Origin of the sequence: Streptomyces sp. NPDC005202 (assembly GCF_040608235.1) — a bacterium.
Classification (GTDB): Bacteria; Actinomycetota; Actinomycetes; order Streptomycetales; family Streptomycetaceae; genus Streptomyces.
Map to the genome: position 1 here is coordinate 749,405 of NZ_JBEXHW010000001.1, position 15,945 is coordinate 765,349.

Here is a 15,945-nt window from a genome sequence, read left to right on the forward strand (position 1 = left end):
CGCTCGACTGAGCAAACGCTCAGTCGGTCGCCGATTGTTCCAGACGCACGACGACGGACTTGCTGGCCGGGGTGTTGCTGGTGTCGGCGGTGGCGTCCAGCGGAACCAGGACGTTGGTCTCCGGGTAGTACGCGGCCGCGCAGCCCCGCGCCGTCGGATAATGCACGACCCGGAACCCGGCCGCCCTTCGCTCCACCCCGTCCCGCCACTCGCTGACGAGATCCACGTACGACCCGTGGGCGAGCCCCAGGGCTCGCGCGTCCTCGGGGTTGACCAGCACCACCCGGCGGCCGTTCTTGATGCCGCGGTAGCGGTCGTCGAGTCCGTAGATCGTGGTGTTGTACTGGTCGTGCGAGCGCAGCGTCTGCAGCAGCAGCCGCCCCTCGGGCAGCTCCGGGTACTCGACCGGCGCGGCGGTGAAGTTGGCCTTGCCGGTCGCCGTCGGGAAGCGGCGCTCGTCGCGGGGAGCGTGCGGCAGCGCGAAGCCGCCGGGGCGGGCCACGCGCGCGTTGAAATCCTCGAAGCCGGGGATCACGCGCGCGATGCGGTCGCGGATCGTGGCGTAGTCCTTCTCGAACTCCTCCCACGGCACCTTGCTGTCCTCGCCGAGCACGCGGCGCGCCAGGCGGCAGACGATGGCCGGCTCGGACAGCAGGTGCGGACTCGCGGGCTCCAGGCGGCCGCGGGAGGCGTGCACCATGCCCATGGAGTCCTCGACCGTGACGAACTGCGCTGTCCTTTTCCCGTCCGGGCCGACCTGCAGGTCCCGCTCGGTGCGGCCGAGCGTCGGCAGGATCAGGGCACGCGCGCCCGTGACGACGTGCGAGCGGTTGAGCTTGGTCGACACGTGCACGGTCAGCCGGGCCCGCCGCATGGCCGCCTCGGTGACCTCCGTGTCGGGGGAGGCGGAGACGAAGTTGCCGCCCATCGCGAAGAAGATCTTCGCCTCGCCGTCGCGCAGCGCGCGGATGGCCCGGACGACGTCGTAGCCGTGCTCGCGCGGCGGGGCGAAGCCGAACTCCTTCTCCAGGGCGTCCAGGAAAGCCGGGGCGGGGCGTTCGAAGATGCCCATGGTGCGGTCGCCCTGCACGTTCGAGTGACCGCGCACCGGGCACACGCCCGCGCCCGGGCGGCCGATGTTGCCGCGCAGGAGGAGGAAGTTGACCAGCTCGCGGATGGTGGGCACGGCGTGCTTGTGCTGGGTCAGGCCCATCGCCCAGCACACGATGGTGCGCTGCGAGGCGAGGATCATCTTCAGTGCGCGGTCGATCTGCTCGCGTGTGAGCCCGGTCGCGGTGAGCGTCTCGTCCCAGTCGGCGGCGCGGGCGGCCTTGGCGAACTCCTCGTAGCCGTGGGTGTGTTCGCGGACGAAGTCCTCGTCGACGGCGCCCTCCGTCTCGATGATCAGCTTGTTGAGGAGGCGGAAGAGGGCCTGGTCGCCGCCGATGCGGATCTGCAGGAACAGGTCGGTCAGGGCGGCGCCCCTGAGGACGCCCTGAGGGGTCTGCGGGTTCTTGAAGCACTCCAGGCCCGCCTCGGGCAGCGGGTTGACGCTGATGATCTGCGCGCCGTTCGCCTTGGCCTTCTCCAGGGCGGAGAGCATGCGGGGGTGGTTGGTGCCGGGGTTCTGGCCGGCGACGATGATCAGGTCTGCCTTGTAGAGGTCCTCGAGCAGGACGCTGCCCTTGCCGATGCCGATCGTCTCGGACAGGGCCGAGCCCGACGACTCGTGGCACATGTTCGAGCAGTCCGGCAGGTTGTTGGTGCCGAGCTCCCGCGCGAACAGCTGGTAGAGGAACGCGGCCTCGTTGCTGGTGCGGCCGGAGGTGTAGAAGACGGCCTCGTCGGGGGAGCCGAGGGCTGCGATCTCCTCGGCGATGATGTCGAAGGCGCGCTCCCAGGTGACCGGCTCGTAGTGATCTCCCCCTTCGGGGAGATACATGGGGTGCGTCAGCCGCCCCTGCTGGCCCAGCCAGTAGCCGCTGCGGGTGGCGAGGTCGGTAACGGAGTGCGCGGCGAAGAACTCCGGGGTGACCCGGCGCAGGGTGGCCTCCTCGGCGACCGCCTTCGCGCCGTTCTCGCAGAACTCCGCCTTGTGCCGGTGGTCCGGCTCCGGCCAGGCGCAGCCCGGGCAGTCGAAGCCGTCCTTCTGGTTGACGTGCAGCAGCGTCAGCACGGTGCGCTTCACGCCCATCTGCTGCTGGGCGATCCGCAGTGTGTGCCCGATGGCGGGCAGCCCCGCCGCAGCGTGTTTCGGCTCGGCGACCTGCGGCGCGTCCTGAACCGGATCACCCTTGGGCGGCTTCGTGGCCATCGCGCGCGCTCCCCTTCGACTGCGTGTGTGAAGTACGTCTCCGATCCTCGCACGTGGCAGTGACAATGATCCCGCCCGGGCCTGGCGGACAGCGGCAGCATGCGTGCGGACGGTCAACTCTGCGTCGCCGCACAACTTCCCGGCCGCGACGGCGGGCGACCACGACAGCGCGGTCCGGCTGGGCCGGACCCCGACGGCGCGGTCCGGCCCAACCGATCGGCACCCCCCGTGGCCGCTGCCTCCCAGCACGGAGGGTGGTCGTCGGCAGAGGCCGGGTCCGACTGTCAGTGGCTCGTGGCAGGATCGGGGTCGTGGCAGAAACAGCATCGAAGACGACCGACAAGACACCCGGCGGCGACCGTCCCCGGCTGATGCTCATGGACGGGCATTCGCTGGCCTACCGCGCGTTCTTCGCGCTGCCCGCGGAGAACTTCACGACCGCGACGGGCCAGCCGACGAACGCGATCTACGGCTTCGCGTCGATGCTGGCCAACACCCTGCGTGACGAGGCGCCCACGCACTTCGCGGTGGCGTTCGACGTCTCCCGCAAGACCTGGCGCTCCGAGGAGTTCACCGAGTACAAGGCGAACCGCTCCAAGGCCCCCGACGAGTTCAAGGGCCAGGTCGAGCTGATCGGCGAGCTGCTCGACGCGATGCACGCCCCGCGCTTCGCCGTCGAGGGGTACGAGGCGGACGACGTCATCGCCACCCTCGCCACCCAGGCCGAGGCCGAGGGCTTCGAGGTGCTGATCGTCACCGGCGACCGCGACTCCTTCCAGCTGGTCTCCGAGCACACGACGGTGCTGTACCCCACGAAGGGCGTCTCCGAGCTGACCCGGTTCACCCCGGAGAAGGTCGTCGAGAAGTACGGGTTGACGCCGGCGCAGTACCCGGACTTCGCGGCGCTGCGCGGCGACCCCTCCGACAACCTCCCGGGCATCCCCGGCGTCGGCGAGAAGACGGCCGCGAAGTGGATCAACCAGTTCGGTTCGTTCGCCGAGCTGGTCGAGCGCGCCGACGAGGTCAAGGGCAAGGCCGGGCAGAACCTGCGCGACCACCTGGAGGCGGTCAAGCTCAACCGACGGCTCACCGAGCTGGAGCGGAACGTGAAGCTGCCGAAGTCGGTCACCGACCTCGCGCGCGCTCCGTACGACCGCAAGGCCGTCGCGATGGTCCTGGACACCTTGGAGATCCGCAACCCCTCGCTGCGCGAGCGGCTCTTCGCCGTCGACCCGGGCGCCGAGGAGGCCGAGACGACCCCGATCGCGGCGGACGGCGTGGAGCTGGACGGCACGGTGCTCGGCACCGGCGAGCTGGCCCCGTGGCTCGCCGAGCACGGTACGCAGGCCCTCGGTGTCGCCACGGTCGACGCCTGGGCGCTGGGCACGGGCTCGGTCGCCGAGGTCGCGCTCGCCGCGCCCAGCGGGGCGGCCGCCTGGTTCGACCCGTCCCAGCTGGACGAGGCCGACGAGACCGCGTTCGCGGCCTGGCTCGCCGACCCGGCCAGGCCGAAGGTCTTCCACAACGCCAAGGCAGCGATGCGGGTCTTCGCCGAGCACGGCTGGAGCGTCGAGGGCGTCACCATGGACACCGCGCTCGCCGCCTACCTGGTCAAGCCGGGCCGCCGCTCCTTCGACCTGGACGCGCTGTCTCTGGAGTACCTGCACCGGGAGCTGGCCCCCGCCGCCGCGGCCGACGGCCAGCTGGCCTTCGGCGCGGACGACGGTGCCGAGGCCGAGGCCCTGATGATCCAGGCCCGCGCGATCCTCGACCTGGGCGAGGCCTTCGAGGCCCGTCTCCGGGATGTCGGCGCCGCCGAGCTGCTGCGCGACGTGGAGCTGCCCACCTCGGCCCTGCTGGCCCGCATGGAGCGGCACGGCATCGCCGCCGACCGGTCGCACCTGGAAGCCATGGAACAGATGTTCGCGGGCGCGGTGCAGCAGGCCGTGAAGGAGGCGCACGCGGCGGCCGGGCACGAGTTCAACCTCGGCTCGCCCAAGCAGCTCCAGGAGGTCCTCTTCGGCGAGCTGGCCCTGCCGAAGACGAAGAAGACGAAGACCGGATACACGACCGACGCCGACGCCCTGGCGTGGCTGGCCACGCAGACGGACAACGAGCTGCCGGTGATCATGCTCCGCCACCGCGAGCAGGCGAAGCTGCGCGTCACCGTCGAGGGCCTGATCAAGACCATCGCGGCGGACGGCCGGATCCACACCACGTTCAATCAGACGGTCGCCGCAACCGGCCGCCTGTCGTCGACGGACCCGAACCTGCAGAACATCCCGGTCCGCACCGACGAGGGCCGGGCGATCCGCCGCGGCTTCGTGGTCGGCGAGGGCTTCGAGTCGTTGATGACGGCGGACTACAGCCAGATCGAGCTGCGCGTGATGGCCCACCTCTCCGAGGACGCGGGCCTGATCGAGGCGTTCACCTCCGGCGAGGACCTGCACACGACGGCGGCCTCGCAGGTGTTCGGGGTCGACCCCTCCGCGGTGGACGCGGAGATGCGCCGCAAGATCAAGGCGATGTCGTACGGCCTGGCGTACGGGCTGTCGGCCTTCGGCCTGTCCCAGCAGCTGAACATCGAGGCGGCCGAGGCGCGGGCCCTGATGGACGCGTACTTCGAGCGCTTCGGCGGCGTACGGGACTACCTGCGCCGGGTGGTCGACGAGGCGCGGGCCACCGGCTACACCGAAACCCTGTTCGGTCGCCGTCGCTACCTGCCCGACCTGAACAGCGACAACCGCCAGCGCCGCGAGATGGCCGAGCGGATGGCCCTCAACGCACCGATCCAGGGCACGGCGGCGGACATCGTCAAGATCGCCATGCTGAACGTGGACCGGGCCCTGCGCGAGGCCGGCCTCAAGTCCCGCATGCTCCTTCAGGTCCACGACGAAATCGTCCTGGAAATCGCCCCCGGCGAGCGAGCGGCAGCCGAGGAGATCGTCCGCCGCGAAATGTCCAACGCGGTCCACCTCAGGGCCCCCCTGGACGTCTCGGTGGGCGTGGGCCCGGACTGGGAGTCGGCAGCGCACTAGCCTCCGACGGTGCGCGGCGGAGGGTTCCTGTCGGCGCCGGTCGCTCCAGGAGCCCTCCCGCCGTAGCACGCCGCCCACCGCGCCGACCAGCACCGATTGTCTCCACCGCAACGGCGAGCAACCCCTGCGGCGCGGCTGGGGGCCCCTCACGCCCTCAAGACCGTGGGGGAGGTGCCGAACCGGCCGGAGCCCGACCCACCGAACCGCCGGCACAGCCTCCACTCAGCCCCCGGTGCGTCTGTCACTCGCGTGGCCCCGTAGAAAAGCCGCCGCCAGGAGCCGGGGGCTTGTCATGCGCGTGGCCCCGTAGAAAAGCCGCCGCCAGGTCCGGGGGCTTGTCATGCGCGTGGCCCCGGCAGAAAAGCCGCCGCCAGGTCCGGGGGCTTGTCATGCGCGTGGCCCCGGCAGAAAAGCCGCCGCCAGCCCCAGAGGCCCGTCACTCACGTGGCCCCCGCAGAAAAGCCCCGGCTACCCCGGCCCGCCAAGATGCGGGCATGGGTATACGCATACTCAACCACCGGCCGGAGGTGGCCCAGGCAGACGCCGACGTGGCCCCCTCCGCGCCGCCCCCGCCGGTCCCGGTCTTCGCGGCCGACGCGAGCACTGCCCGCATCCTCACCGACCTCGCGACGACCCTGCGCCGCACCGCAGCCGACCTCCGCCGCCGACTCACCCCCGGCGACGAGACACCCCCCGGCGCCTGTGGGCCGACCTGGCCCGCGGCTGTTTTGAGCTGCTCCTCACCCGGCTCCCACGGCCCGGCCGGGTGCACACCGTCACCGTCTTCGTCTCGACCGCGACCAGCGTCACCGGCGGGCCGGGCGGCCCGCCTCCGCGCCGACCCCGCCAGAACTGCCAGGATCCGCACCCCGGCCAGAACTGCCAGGACCCGCACCCCCGCCGGAACCGCCAGAACCCGCACCCCCGCCGGAACCGCCAGGGACCCGAGCCGGACGCCACACCCTGACCCCGACGGCGTACACCAGCAGCCCCAGCACCAGCCCCGCGCCCGCTCCGAAGCACAGCGTCGGCACCAGCTCCCAGGGCCGCGCCGCCGGCCCCCGCAGGACCCACCGCTCCGAGGCCCGCCGCAGCGCCCCCATCAGCGCGCAGCCCCCGACCACGGCCCCGGCCCACCACCGGTCCCGTCCCGACAGCAACGGAACCCCCACCGGCTCACCCACCGGCGCCCGCCGCAGCACGTACATCAGGAACCCGGCGATCACCACTGCCGCCACCGCCGAACCGCCGTACTGCAGGTACCAGTACAGCGGCGTGCCCGCCAGCCGACGGCCCAGGACCGGAAACAGCCGCATCCCCCACCGGTCGAGATGCGTGAACGCATCCCACACCACATGCGTCAGCGCGCCCAGCGCGGCGGAGACGTACCACCACAGCGCCAAGGACGGCCGTACGCGCGCGCGTGGCGCCCCGCAGCGCGACAGTGCCGCCGTCCGCCCCTGGCGGGCCCGCGGCAGCAGCGCCACCAGCGGCTCGCGCACCAGCAGCCACAGGCCCACCAGCACCCAGGCGACGAGCACATCGACCGTGAAGACCCCGCGGAAGGAGTGCGTGACCGTACCGAACTCCATCGCCCTGGGCAGCACACTCGCCGCGTAGTAGGTCATGTCGGGAGAGAAGGAACCCGCCACGAGGACCGCCGGCACCAGCCTGCCCCGCCCCGTTCCGTCACCGCGCACCGCGGGCAGCACGGCCGCGGCATGGCTGAGAGTGAACGGCAACTGGGCTCCCCCCGATGGACGTTGACCGAGCCCGGTGACTGAGGTGATCACCGGCGTTCAGTATGCGGGATACGAACCCGCGGCACCTCGCACCACCGCACATGGCCAACCGGTGAAAACCGGGCACGAACGGGTCCCGGCGCAAAGGAAGTTGTCGTAGGGTCACCTGGGTCGCTCTGGCGGCCGATGGGGTCGAACGGGCGAAAAAGCGCGAAACAGACCACCCGAAAAGCCCCACGAGGGCAACCAGCACCACGGGTCAACCGTCACAACAGGGCGAACGGACAGACAGAGACGGACGCTCGGGCGTCCACGGGAGGGGTTCACTCTATGGCGGCGCATTTCGGCAGGAGGCTGCGCAAAGGAGCGGCAACCACGGCCGTGGCCGCAGCGGCGGTCGCGGCCCTTTCCGCCTCCCAGGCTCCAGGGGTGACGGTCGACGACCACGGCAGACAGGCCGCCACCGGTGCCACGCCCGTACCCGATGCGAACGCCGACGGCACCGCGACCGGCAACTCGCCGTACTACACGGACCTGCCGCCGCTGAACAGCCCCAGCCCGTCGCCCACCATCGATACCCCGGTCTCCCGGGGTCCCGCCGAGGCAGGCATACCCGCCACCGTCCTCGACGCCTACAAGAGGGCCGAGGCCGAGCTGCGGACCTCCAAGCCGGGCTGCAACCTGCCCTGGCAGCTCCTCGCCGCCATCGGCAAGGTCGAGTCGGGCCAGGCCCGCGGCGGCCGTGTCGATGCCAACGGCACCACCCTCTCGCCGATCCTCGGCCCGGTCCTCAACGGCAACGGCTTCGCCCACATCGGCGACACCGACGGCGGCGCCTACGACGGCGACAGCACCTACGACCGCGCGGTCGGCCCCATGCAGTTCATCCCCTCCACCTGGGCGTGGGCGGGCCGTGACGGCAACGGCGACGGCAAGAAGGACCCCGACAACGTCTACGACGCCGCCCTCGCCGCCGGCCACTACCTGTGCCGCAACGGCTGGGACCTGTCCGTGCAGGCCGACCTCAACAGGGCGATCCTCAGCTACAACAACTCGCAGGACTACCTGAACAGGGTCCTGTCGTGGCTGGAGTACTACCGCAAGGGCACCCACTCGGTCCCGGACGGCACCGGCACGCTACCCTCCGACCGCAGCGACGACACGGCCGGGGCGAAACCCAAGCCGTCGCCGAAGCCGTCCACGCCGAAGGCGAGCCCCAAGCCCGGCAAGCCCACCAAGCCGGGCGGCGGCACCACGAGTCCCAGTCCCAGCCCGACCCCGCCGTCCACACCGGGCACGCCGACCCCGACGTCTCCTCCCACTCGCACCGACACGGTGGACCACCTGGAGGACGCGGGCACCGCGAAGCTCACCGCCATGGCCGGCGACGCCTTCACCCAGAAGATCAGCACCCGCGCCGAGACCAAGGCCGGCAGAGCCGTCGGCAAGGTCAGGATCCGGTTCACCATCGTCGGCGACACCGACGCCACCTTCACCGGCGGCGAGAAGGTCGCCACGGTCGCCACCGACAGCTCGGGCGTGGCCGTCGCGCCCGCGCTCCAGGCGGGCGGGAAGACGGGCGACTTCACCGTCCGCGCCCTCGTCGTGGGCCGTATGCTCGCCGGCCTCGACTACACGGCCACCGTCACCCCGCGCGCCGCCGACACCCTCACCCGCACCAGCGACACCCCGCTGACCTGCACCCCGGGCGGAGAGTTCGCCGACCAGGTCGAGGTCAAGGCCACCTACAAGGGCGCCGTCGCGGACAAGGTCGCGGCTACCGCCACCCTCATCAAGTCGGCCGACGACCCCACCGAGAACGACAAGGGCCCCTACTTCAAGGACGCCGACGGCAAGCCCGTCCGGACCCTGAAGGACCTCCAGACGGACGCCAAGGGCCTGCTGAAGCTGCCGAAGCTGTACGCGGACGACGCCACCGGCACGTTCCTGCTCCGCATCGACACCACCGGCGGCGCCACCCTGACCGTGGAACTGAAGGTCGCGGCGGCCGGCACCTCGGCCAGTCCGTCGCCCAGCCCCTCCGCGTAGGCACCGCGACCGCACAGGGCGCCCCTCCGCCTCCGACGGCGGAGAGGCGCCCTCGTCTGTGCGTGCAACGTGTTCTCATCTCGCCCGCCCGTTGCTACGGTGCCGGACCTGACGACCTATCAGCTCCAGCCCGTTCCCCTCCGCCGGGAGGCCGTATGCGCGCCCTGATCGCCGCCGCGACCGGTCTCGCCGTCGCGTTCGCCCTGATCCTGACGATCACCGCCATGGGCTCACCGGAGGGCGGGACGTCCCCGGAGCCGCTGCTGACGACGGTGCCCGCACACCCCTGACCGCCGTCCGGGAGGGAGGCCGAGATGCGCCGCAAGACCAGTCTGGTCCTGCTCGCCTTCGCCGTGTTCTTCGCGGCGCTGTCCCCGCTGCTGCGCTGGTACGCCTTCCCGCGCCTGGCCAAGGTGCCCGCGAACGAGTACCAGGACATGGTGCTGGAGGCGAACAACGCCACCCTCCTCGACTACGGCACCATGAAGGCACGCACGGTCCCCAACGTCACCATCGTGCAGACCCTCAAGGGCAACGTGGAGGCCTCGAAGAAGATCGAGAAGACGGCGGGCCGGGACGTGGTGGTCTGGGACGGCCTGTCCTACGTCCGGGGCCCCGACGGCACAATGGTCTCCAAGATCCCCGAGCGCTACATCTTCGACGCCCACACCCAGGAACCGGTCCACGCCACGGGCGAGATGGTCGACGGCGACCCGGTGCGGCGGCAGGGCATCGAGTTCAAATGGCCGTTCCTGACCAAGAAGCGGGACTACGAGTACTTCGACGCCCAGGCCCGCATCACCGCCCCCATTCACTATCGGGGCACCCAGAACTTCCGCGGACTGACCGTCTACTACTTCGAGCAGACCATCCCCTGGACCAAGGTCACGTTCCCCAAGGCCATGCCCGTCAAGGGCATCACCCCCGAGTCGGTCGCCAGGACCGGCACCACGCGCTGGTACACCACGGTCCGCAGGTTCTGGGTCGAGCCCGTCACCGGCGCCCCCGTCTACGGCGAGGAGACCCACAAGGAGGAACTGCGCGGCAGCACCCTGCTCGGCAGCCGGGACAGGGTGACGGCGTTCGCCGGCCACGTGAAGATGCGCGAGGACTACATCCGGCACACGGTCAACCTGGTCAAGTCCCGGCGCCAACTGGTCCTGCTGATGGCGTCGTACCTGCCGTGGGGCTTCCTCGTGCTGGGGGCCCTGCTGCTCTCGCTCTCCCTCTGGCTGGAGGCGCGCAGCAGGCGCCCGGCCGGCCCGGCGCCGGCGCAGAGCACGGAACCGGAGCCGGTCAGCGCCTGAGCCGGGCGTTGGTGTGCCGGGTCGGTTCCGCGGTCGCCGGGTCCTCGGGCCATGGATGCTTCGGATACCGCCCCCGCAGCTCGGCCCGCACGCCCTTGTAGCCGTCCTTCCAGAAGGAGGCAAGGTCGGCGGTGACGGCGGCGGGTCGCCCGGCAGGAGAGAGCAGGTGCACGAGCACGGGCACTCCGGCGACGACAGGCGACTCCTGCAGTCCGAACATCTCCTGCAACTTCACGGCGAGCACCGGCTGCTCCGGATTCGCATAGTCGAGCCGGATCCTGGACCCACTGGGTACGGTGATCCGCTCCGGAGCGAGCTCGTCCAGCCGGGCGGCGTCACCGGAGGCCCAGGGCAGCAGCCGGGCGAGCGCCTCCCCGGCGTCGATCCGCGCCAGGTCCCCACGCCGCGCGGCCCGGCCGAGCTCGGGCTCCAACCACTCCTCCACGCGCGCGTGCAGCGCGTCGTCGGAGACGTCGGGCCAGGGTTCCCCGAGGTGCCGATGCAGAAACGCCAGCCGCTGCCGCAGTGCTTCGGCGTCCTTGGACCACCGCAGCAGCCCGAATCCTTCCTGCCGAAGCCCTTCGAGGAGCGCGTCACGTACGAGACCGGGGTCGGGGTCGGCCGGCGGCCGCACCGCCAACTCGACGGCCCCGAGCCGCTCGACATGCCGTGCAACGACGTCCCCGTCCGCCCACCGGACCTCGTCCCGCTCCTCGTACAGCGCCCCGGCCGCGAACCGGGCGACGTCCTCGTCGATGACGGCCCCGAGCTGCACCCGCGCGTGCCCCTTGCCGATCGGCCGGTCGGCCACGGCGACGGCAATCCAGGGCGCCCCCCGCAGAGCCGACCCCTCCGCAAGCTCGGCCCGGGTCCCGGAGACCATGAGATACGACCCGCCGACGAGCTTGGCGACCCGCTCCGGAAAAGCGAGAGCGGCAACAAGCCCGACGACGCCGTCCTCCCCGGTGCTCGCCCGACCGCCCGCCCTGAACGGGCCTGACGCGGGCGAATTCGAGGCGGAGGCAGACGGGGCCGGGAAACGGGGCCCATGCCCACCCACGGCACTGGAGCCGACCTCGACGTCCGCCTCCGCCGACTCGACGTCCGCCTCCGCCGAAAGGGAGCCACGGGAGGGCGAGTGGGACATGTCCCTGACGACGGTCTGCAGCCGCCGAACCTCCGCACGCCACCGCCCCACGTAGGCGTCACCCCCACGCCGGACAACCCGCAAGGCCGACGCCAAGTCGTCCCCGTACTCCCGCGGCGCCTCCTCACTGAGCAGTGCGACAGTCTCGGCAACCCGGCCCGCCCCGCCGGAGGCACCCGCATCGAGCAAGGCCCGCCCCAGCCGAGGGTGCACCCCCAGCCGAGCCAGACGTACCCCCCGTTCCGTGACCCTGCCGACGGAGTCCACCGCCCCCACCGCCGCCAGAACAGCACGCGCCGCCGCCATCGCCCCACCCGGAGGCGGATCCAGCAACGCCAGCCCGGAGGCGTCAGGATCGCCCCAGCAGGCAGCCTGCAGAGCGAACGACGTCAGGTCGGCCACCTTGATCTCCGGTGCCGGGAACCGCGGCAGACGCGCGTCCTCGGCCTCCGCCCAGCACCGGTACACCACACCCGGCCCCTCACGCCCGGCGCGCCCCGCCCGCTGCCGTCCGGCCGCCTGCGAGGCCCGTACCGTCGTCAGCGCGCTCAGCCCCCGCGCATGGTCCACCCGCGGCTCCCGCGCCAGCCCGGAGTCCACGACCACCCGCACCCCGGGAACCGTCACCGAGGACTCGGCCACGGAGGTGGCAAGGACGACCCGGCGTCGTTCCCCGGGCGCCAGCACCGCGTCCTGCACGGCCGCCGGCGCCCGCCCGTGCACCTGCAGCACCTCCACGTCGCCGAGATCCCCCAACTGCCCGGCGACCCGCGAGATCTCACCGACGCCCGGCAGGAAACACAGCACGTCCCCCGCCCGCTCGGCCAGCGCCCGCCGCACCACCGACGCCACGTGCGCCAGCAGCGCCGGATCCACGCGCATCCCGTGCGGCGGCCGTACGGGACGTACCGGCGGTGCCCACACCACCTCCACCGGGTACGAGGCACCCTCCGCCTCGACCACCGGAGCCCCACCGAGCAACCGCGCCCAGCCCTCCGCGTCGGTGGTCGCCGAGGCCGCCACCAACCGCAGCTCCGGCCGCAGCGTCTCCCGTACGTCCCACAGGAACGCGGCCACGGTGTCGGCGTCCAGATGCCGCTCGTGACACTCGTCGAGCACGACCACGTCGACGCCCGCCAGCTCCTGGTCCCGCTGCAGCCGCTGCAACAGCACACCGGTCGTGACGACCTCCACACGCTCGTGCCGCCCGACGACCCGCTCCCCGCGCACGGTGTAGCCGACGCTCTCGCCGACCTTCTCACCCAGCAGCCACGCCATCCGCCGCGCCGCCGCCCGCGCCGCGATCCGCCGCGGCTCGGCCACCACCACCCGCCGCGCCGGCCCCCCGCCCAGCAGCCCGGCCAGGGCCAGCGGCACCAGTGTCGTCTTGCCGGTGCCGGGCGGCGCCACCAGCACGGCGGTGCCGTGGCCCTCGAGGGCGTCGTTCAGGGCGGGCAGGGCGCCGCGCACGGGCAGGCTGTCCAGGGCGTCGTAACGGATCACGCCCTTCAGTGTCGTACGCCCGTCGAGCAAGGCGTCACGCGCGCGTACCCAAGCCAGAGCCTTCACGCGCGTGTGCCGCCCGCTCCGTCCCAAGAGGCTTCACCCGTGTGTGCCCGCCGCTCAGTCCCGTTCGCAGACGAAGATCGCCGTCCCGGGGATCAGGTTCCCGCGCAGTGGCGACCAGCCGCCCCACTCGGAGGTGTTCCAAGCCGGCCACTCCGGCTCGACCAGGTCCAGCAGATGGAAGCCCGACGCCACGACGTCGCGCACCCGGTCGCCCAGCGTCCGGTGGTGCTCCACGTACACCGCGCGGCCGTCCTCGTCCTGCTCCACGTACGGTGTGCGGTCGAAGTAGGAGCCGGAGACGCTCAGACCCTCCGGTCCGGGCTCGTCGGGGAACGCCCAGCGGATCGGATGCGTCACGGAGAAGACGAAGCGTCCGCCGGGCCGCAGCACCCGGTGCACCTCCCGCAGCACCAGCCGCGGGTCGGCGACGAACGGCAGCGCTCCGTACGCCGAGCACGCCAGGTCGAAAGCGCCGTCCGCGAAGGGCAGCGCGGCCGCGTCCGCCTGGACGAGCGGGAAGGAGCCGCCTATGCGCAGCGCGTGCTGGAGCTGGCGGTGGGAGAGGTCCAGGGCAACCGGGCGCGCCCCCTGCCCGGCCAGCCAGCGCGAGCACTGCGCCGCACCGGCGCCGATCTCCAGGACGTCCTTGCCCTTCAGCTCCTTCAACGGGCCGAGCAGCTCCGCCTCCACCTCGTCCAGGCCCTCGGGGCCCCATACGAAACGGTCGTCGCCGAGGAACGTACCGTGCTCGGTCTGGTACTCGTCCGCGTTCCGGTCCCACCAGCCCCGGTTGGCCCGGGCGCTCTCCGTGACACCGACCTCACGTCGGGTGGCTTCCGGCTCGAACGGTTCGGGCTCTTGGATGATCGGCTCCCTCGTCGTACTCTTCCGTCCAACCCGCCCCGGTGGTGTCGCCACAGGGGCGGCCTGGGGTCCGCGTGGCCTTGAGAGACAGGTTTTGTGCCGGGTATGCGGCGATCCGCCCCGGGTGTGCGCCTTCGCGCATTGACCCTGCTCGGCTGCCCCCGTATGCTACAAGTTGCGCTGCGGGCCTGCGCACCTCAGACGTAGCAGGCTGCGCTCGCATCTGTTGTATGTCCCCTCGGTTGTCGAGGCGTCGACCCGGGAGTGCCCCGCAAGGGCACGGCTCCGGTTCGGCGCTTCCTTGGCTGTCCGGCTTCTGCAGAGCGAAACGGGCTCCAGCGTGAGCAGTACCTACGACTTCAATGTCCGTACCGGAGCCCTTTTCCACATGACGAGCAGCACCGAGACCACCGCAACCACCCCCCAGGTAGCGGTCAACGACATCGGTAACGAGGAAGCATTCCTCGCAGCGATCGACGAGACGATCAAGTACTTCAACGACGGCGACATCGTCGACGGCGTCATCGTGAAGGTCGACCGGGACGAGGTCCTGCTCGACATCGGTTACAAGACCGAAGGTGTCATCCCGAGCCGCGAGCTCTCGATCAAGCACGACGTCGACCCGAACGAGGTCGTCGCCGTCGGCGACGAGATCGAGGCCCTGGTTCTCCAGAAGGAGGACAAGGAAGGCCGCCTGATCCTCTCGAAGAAGCGCGCCCAGTACGAGCGTGCCTGGGGCACCATCGAGAAGATCAAGGAAGAGGACGGCATCGTTACCGGTACCGTCATCGAGGTCGTCAAGGGTGGTCTCATCCTCGACATCGGCCTCCGCGGCTTCCTCCCGGCCTCTCTGGTCGAGATGCGCCGTGTCCGCGACCTTCAGCCGTACGTCGGCAAGGAGCTCGAGGCCAAGATCATCGAGCTGGACAAGAACCGCAACAACGTGGTCCTGTCCCGCCGTGCCTGGCTGGAGCAGACCCAGTCCGAGGTCCGCCAGACGTTCCTCACGACCCTGCAGAAGGGTCAGGTCCGCTCCGGTGTGGTCTCCTCGATCGTCAACTTCGGTGCCTTCGTGGACCTGGGTGGCGTCGACGGTCTGGTCCACGTCTCCGAGCTGTCCTGGAAGCACATCGACCACCCGTCCGAGGTCGTCGAGGTGGGCCAGGAGGTCACCGTCGAGGTCCTCGACGTCGACATGGACCGTGAGCGTGTCTCCCTGTCGCTGAAGGCGACCCAGGAAGACCCGTGGCAGCAGTTCGCCCGCACCCACCAGATCGGCCAGGTCGTGCCCGGCAAGGTCACGAAGCTGGTTCCGTTCGGTGCGTTCGTCCGCGTGGACGAGGGCATCGAGGGTCTGGTCCACATCTCCGAGCTGGCCGAGCGCCACGTGGAGATCCCGGAGCAGGTCGTCCAGGTCAACGACGAGATCTTCGTCAAGGTCATCGACATCGACCTGGAGCGTCGCCGGATCTCGCTGTCCCTCAAGCAGGCCAACGAGTCCTTCGGTACCGACCCGGCGTCGGTCGAGTTCGACCCGACCCTGTACGGCATGGCCGCGTCCTACGACGACCAGGGCAACTACATCTACCCCGAGGGCTTCGACCCGGAGACCAACGACTGGCTGCCGGGCTACGAGAAGCAGCGCGAGGAGTGGGAGCGCCAGTACGCCGAGGCGCAGGCCCGCTTCGAGGCGCACCAGCAGCAGGTCATCAAGTCCCGCGAGGCGGACGCCGCTGCCGCTGCCGAGGGTGGCGAGGCCGCCGCTCCAGCCGCGTCCGGCGGTTCGTACTCCTCCGAGGGCGGCGACAACTCCGGCGCCCTGGCGTCGGACGAGGCGCTGGCGGCCCTGCGCGAGAAGCTGGCTGGCGGCCAGAGCTGAATGCTCGCCGCCAGGCGTTAGCCGATAACAGCGGCC

9 protein-coding genes are annotated in these 15,945 nt (G+C 71.3%); 5 read left to right on the plus strand and 4 right to left on the minus strand.

Annotation, left to right across the window (positions count from 1 at the left end; translation table 11 throughout):
• Positions 1 to 19: 19 nt before the first annotated feature.
• On the minus strand, positions 20 to 2,314 hold the full coding sequence (locus ABZV31_RS03505) for an FdhF/YdeP family oxidoreductase (protein WP_355887437.1): 2,295 nt from the start codon (positions 2,312 to 2,314) through the stop codon (positions 20 to 22).
• 311 nt (positions 2,315 to 2,625) lie between these two features.
• On the opposite strand from ABZV31_RS03505, the gene polA reads away from it, so the two are divergent.
• Positions 2,626 to 5,352, plus strand: coding sequence for a DNA polymerase I (polA, locus tag ABZV31_RS03510; RefSeq protein ID WP_355887439.1), 2,727 nt, complete (start codon positions 2,626 to 2,628; stop codon positions 5,350 to 5,352).
• 806 nt (positions 5,353 to 6,158) lie between these two features.
• Here the strand turns inward: polA and ABZV31_RS03515 are convergent.
• On the minus strand, positions 6,159 to 7,094 hold the full coding sequence (locus ABZV31_RS03515; protein ID WP_355887440.1) for a DUF4184 family protein: 936 nt from the start codon (positions 7,092 to 7,094) through the stop codon (positions 6,159 to 6,161).
• A gap of 330 nt (positions 7,095 to 7,424) precedes the next feature.
• On the opposite strand from ABZV31_RS03515, the gene ABZV31_RS03520 reads away from it, so the two are divergent.
• From ABZV31_RS03520 to ABZV31_RS03530, 3 genes are all read left to right on the plus strand, one after another.
• Positions 7,425 to 9,143 carry a lytic transglycosylase domain-containing protein gene (locus tag ABZV31_RS03520; RefSeq protein WP_355887443.1) on the plus strand — a complete coding sequence of 573 codons (1,719 nt, stop codon included), beginning with the start codon at positions 7,425 to 7,427 and terminating at the stop codon, positions 9,141 to 9,143.
• Between the two features lie 155 nt (positions 9,144 to 9,298).
• Entirely contained in the window at positions 9,299 to 9,433 is a 135-nt protein-coding gene (locus ABZV31_RS03525) for an SPW_0924 family protein (RefSeq protein WP_355887446.1), read from the plus strand.
• Between the two features lie 24 nt (positions 9,434 to 9,457).
• Complete coding sequence (locus ABZV31_RS03530) at positions 9,458 to 10,450, plus strand: DUF3068 domain-containing protein (protein ID WP_355887449.1); 993 nt, start codon at positions 9,458 to 9,460, stop codon at positions 10,448 to 10,450.
• Here the strand turns inward: ABZV31_RS03530 and ABZV31_RS03535 are convergent.
• Both ABZV31_RS03535 and ABZV31_RS03540 read right to left on the minus strand, forming a co-directional pair.
• Entirely contained in the window at positions 10,440 to 13,100 is a 2,661-nt protein-coding gene (locus tag ABZV31_RS03535; RefSeq protein WP_355887452.1) for an ATP-dependent helicase C-terminal domain-containing protein, read from the minus strand. The two genes, ABZV31_RS03530 and ABZV31_RS03535, sit on opposite strands and share 11 nt — an antisense overlap.
• A gap of 120 nt (positions 13,101 to 13,220) precedes the next feature.
• Positions 13,221 to 14,084, minus strand: coding sequence for a class I SAM-dependent methyltransferase (locus ABZV31_RS03540; protein ID WP_355887455.1), 864 nt, complete (start codon positions 14,082 to 14,084; stop codon positions 13,221 to 13,223).
• A gap of 334 nt (positions 14,085 to 14,418) precedes the next feature.
• Here ABZV31_RS03540 and rpsA point away from each other — a divergent pair, with 334 nt between their 5' ends.
• On the plus strand, positions 14,419 to 15,909 hold the full coding sequence (gene rpsA, locus ABZV31_RS03545; RefSeq protein ID WP_355887458.1) for a 30S ribosomal protein S1: 1,491 nt from the start codon (positions 14,419 to 14,421) through the stop codon (positions 15,907 to 15,909).
• Positions 15,910 to 15,945 lie beyond the last annotated feature (36 nt).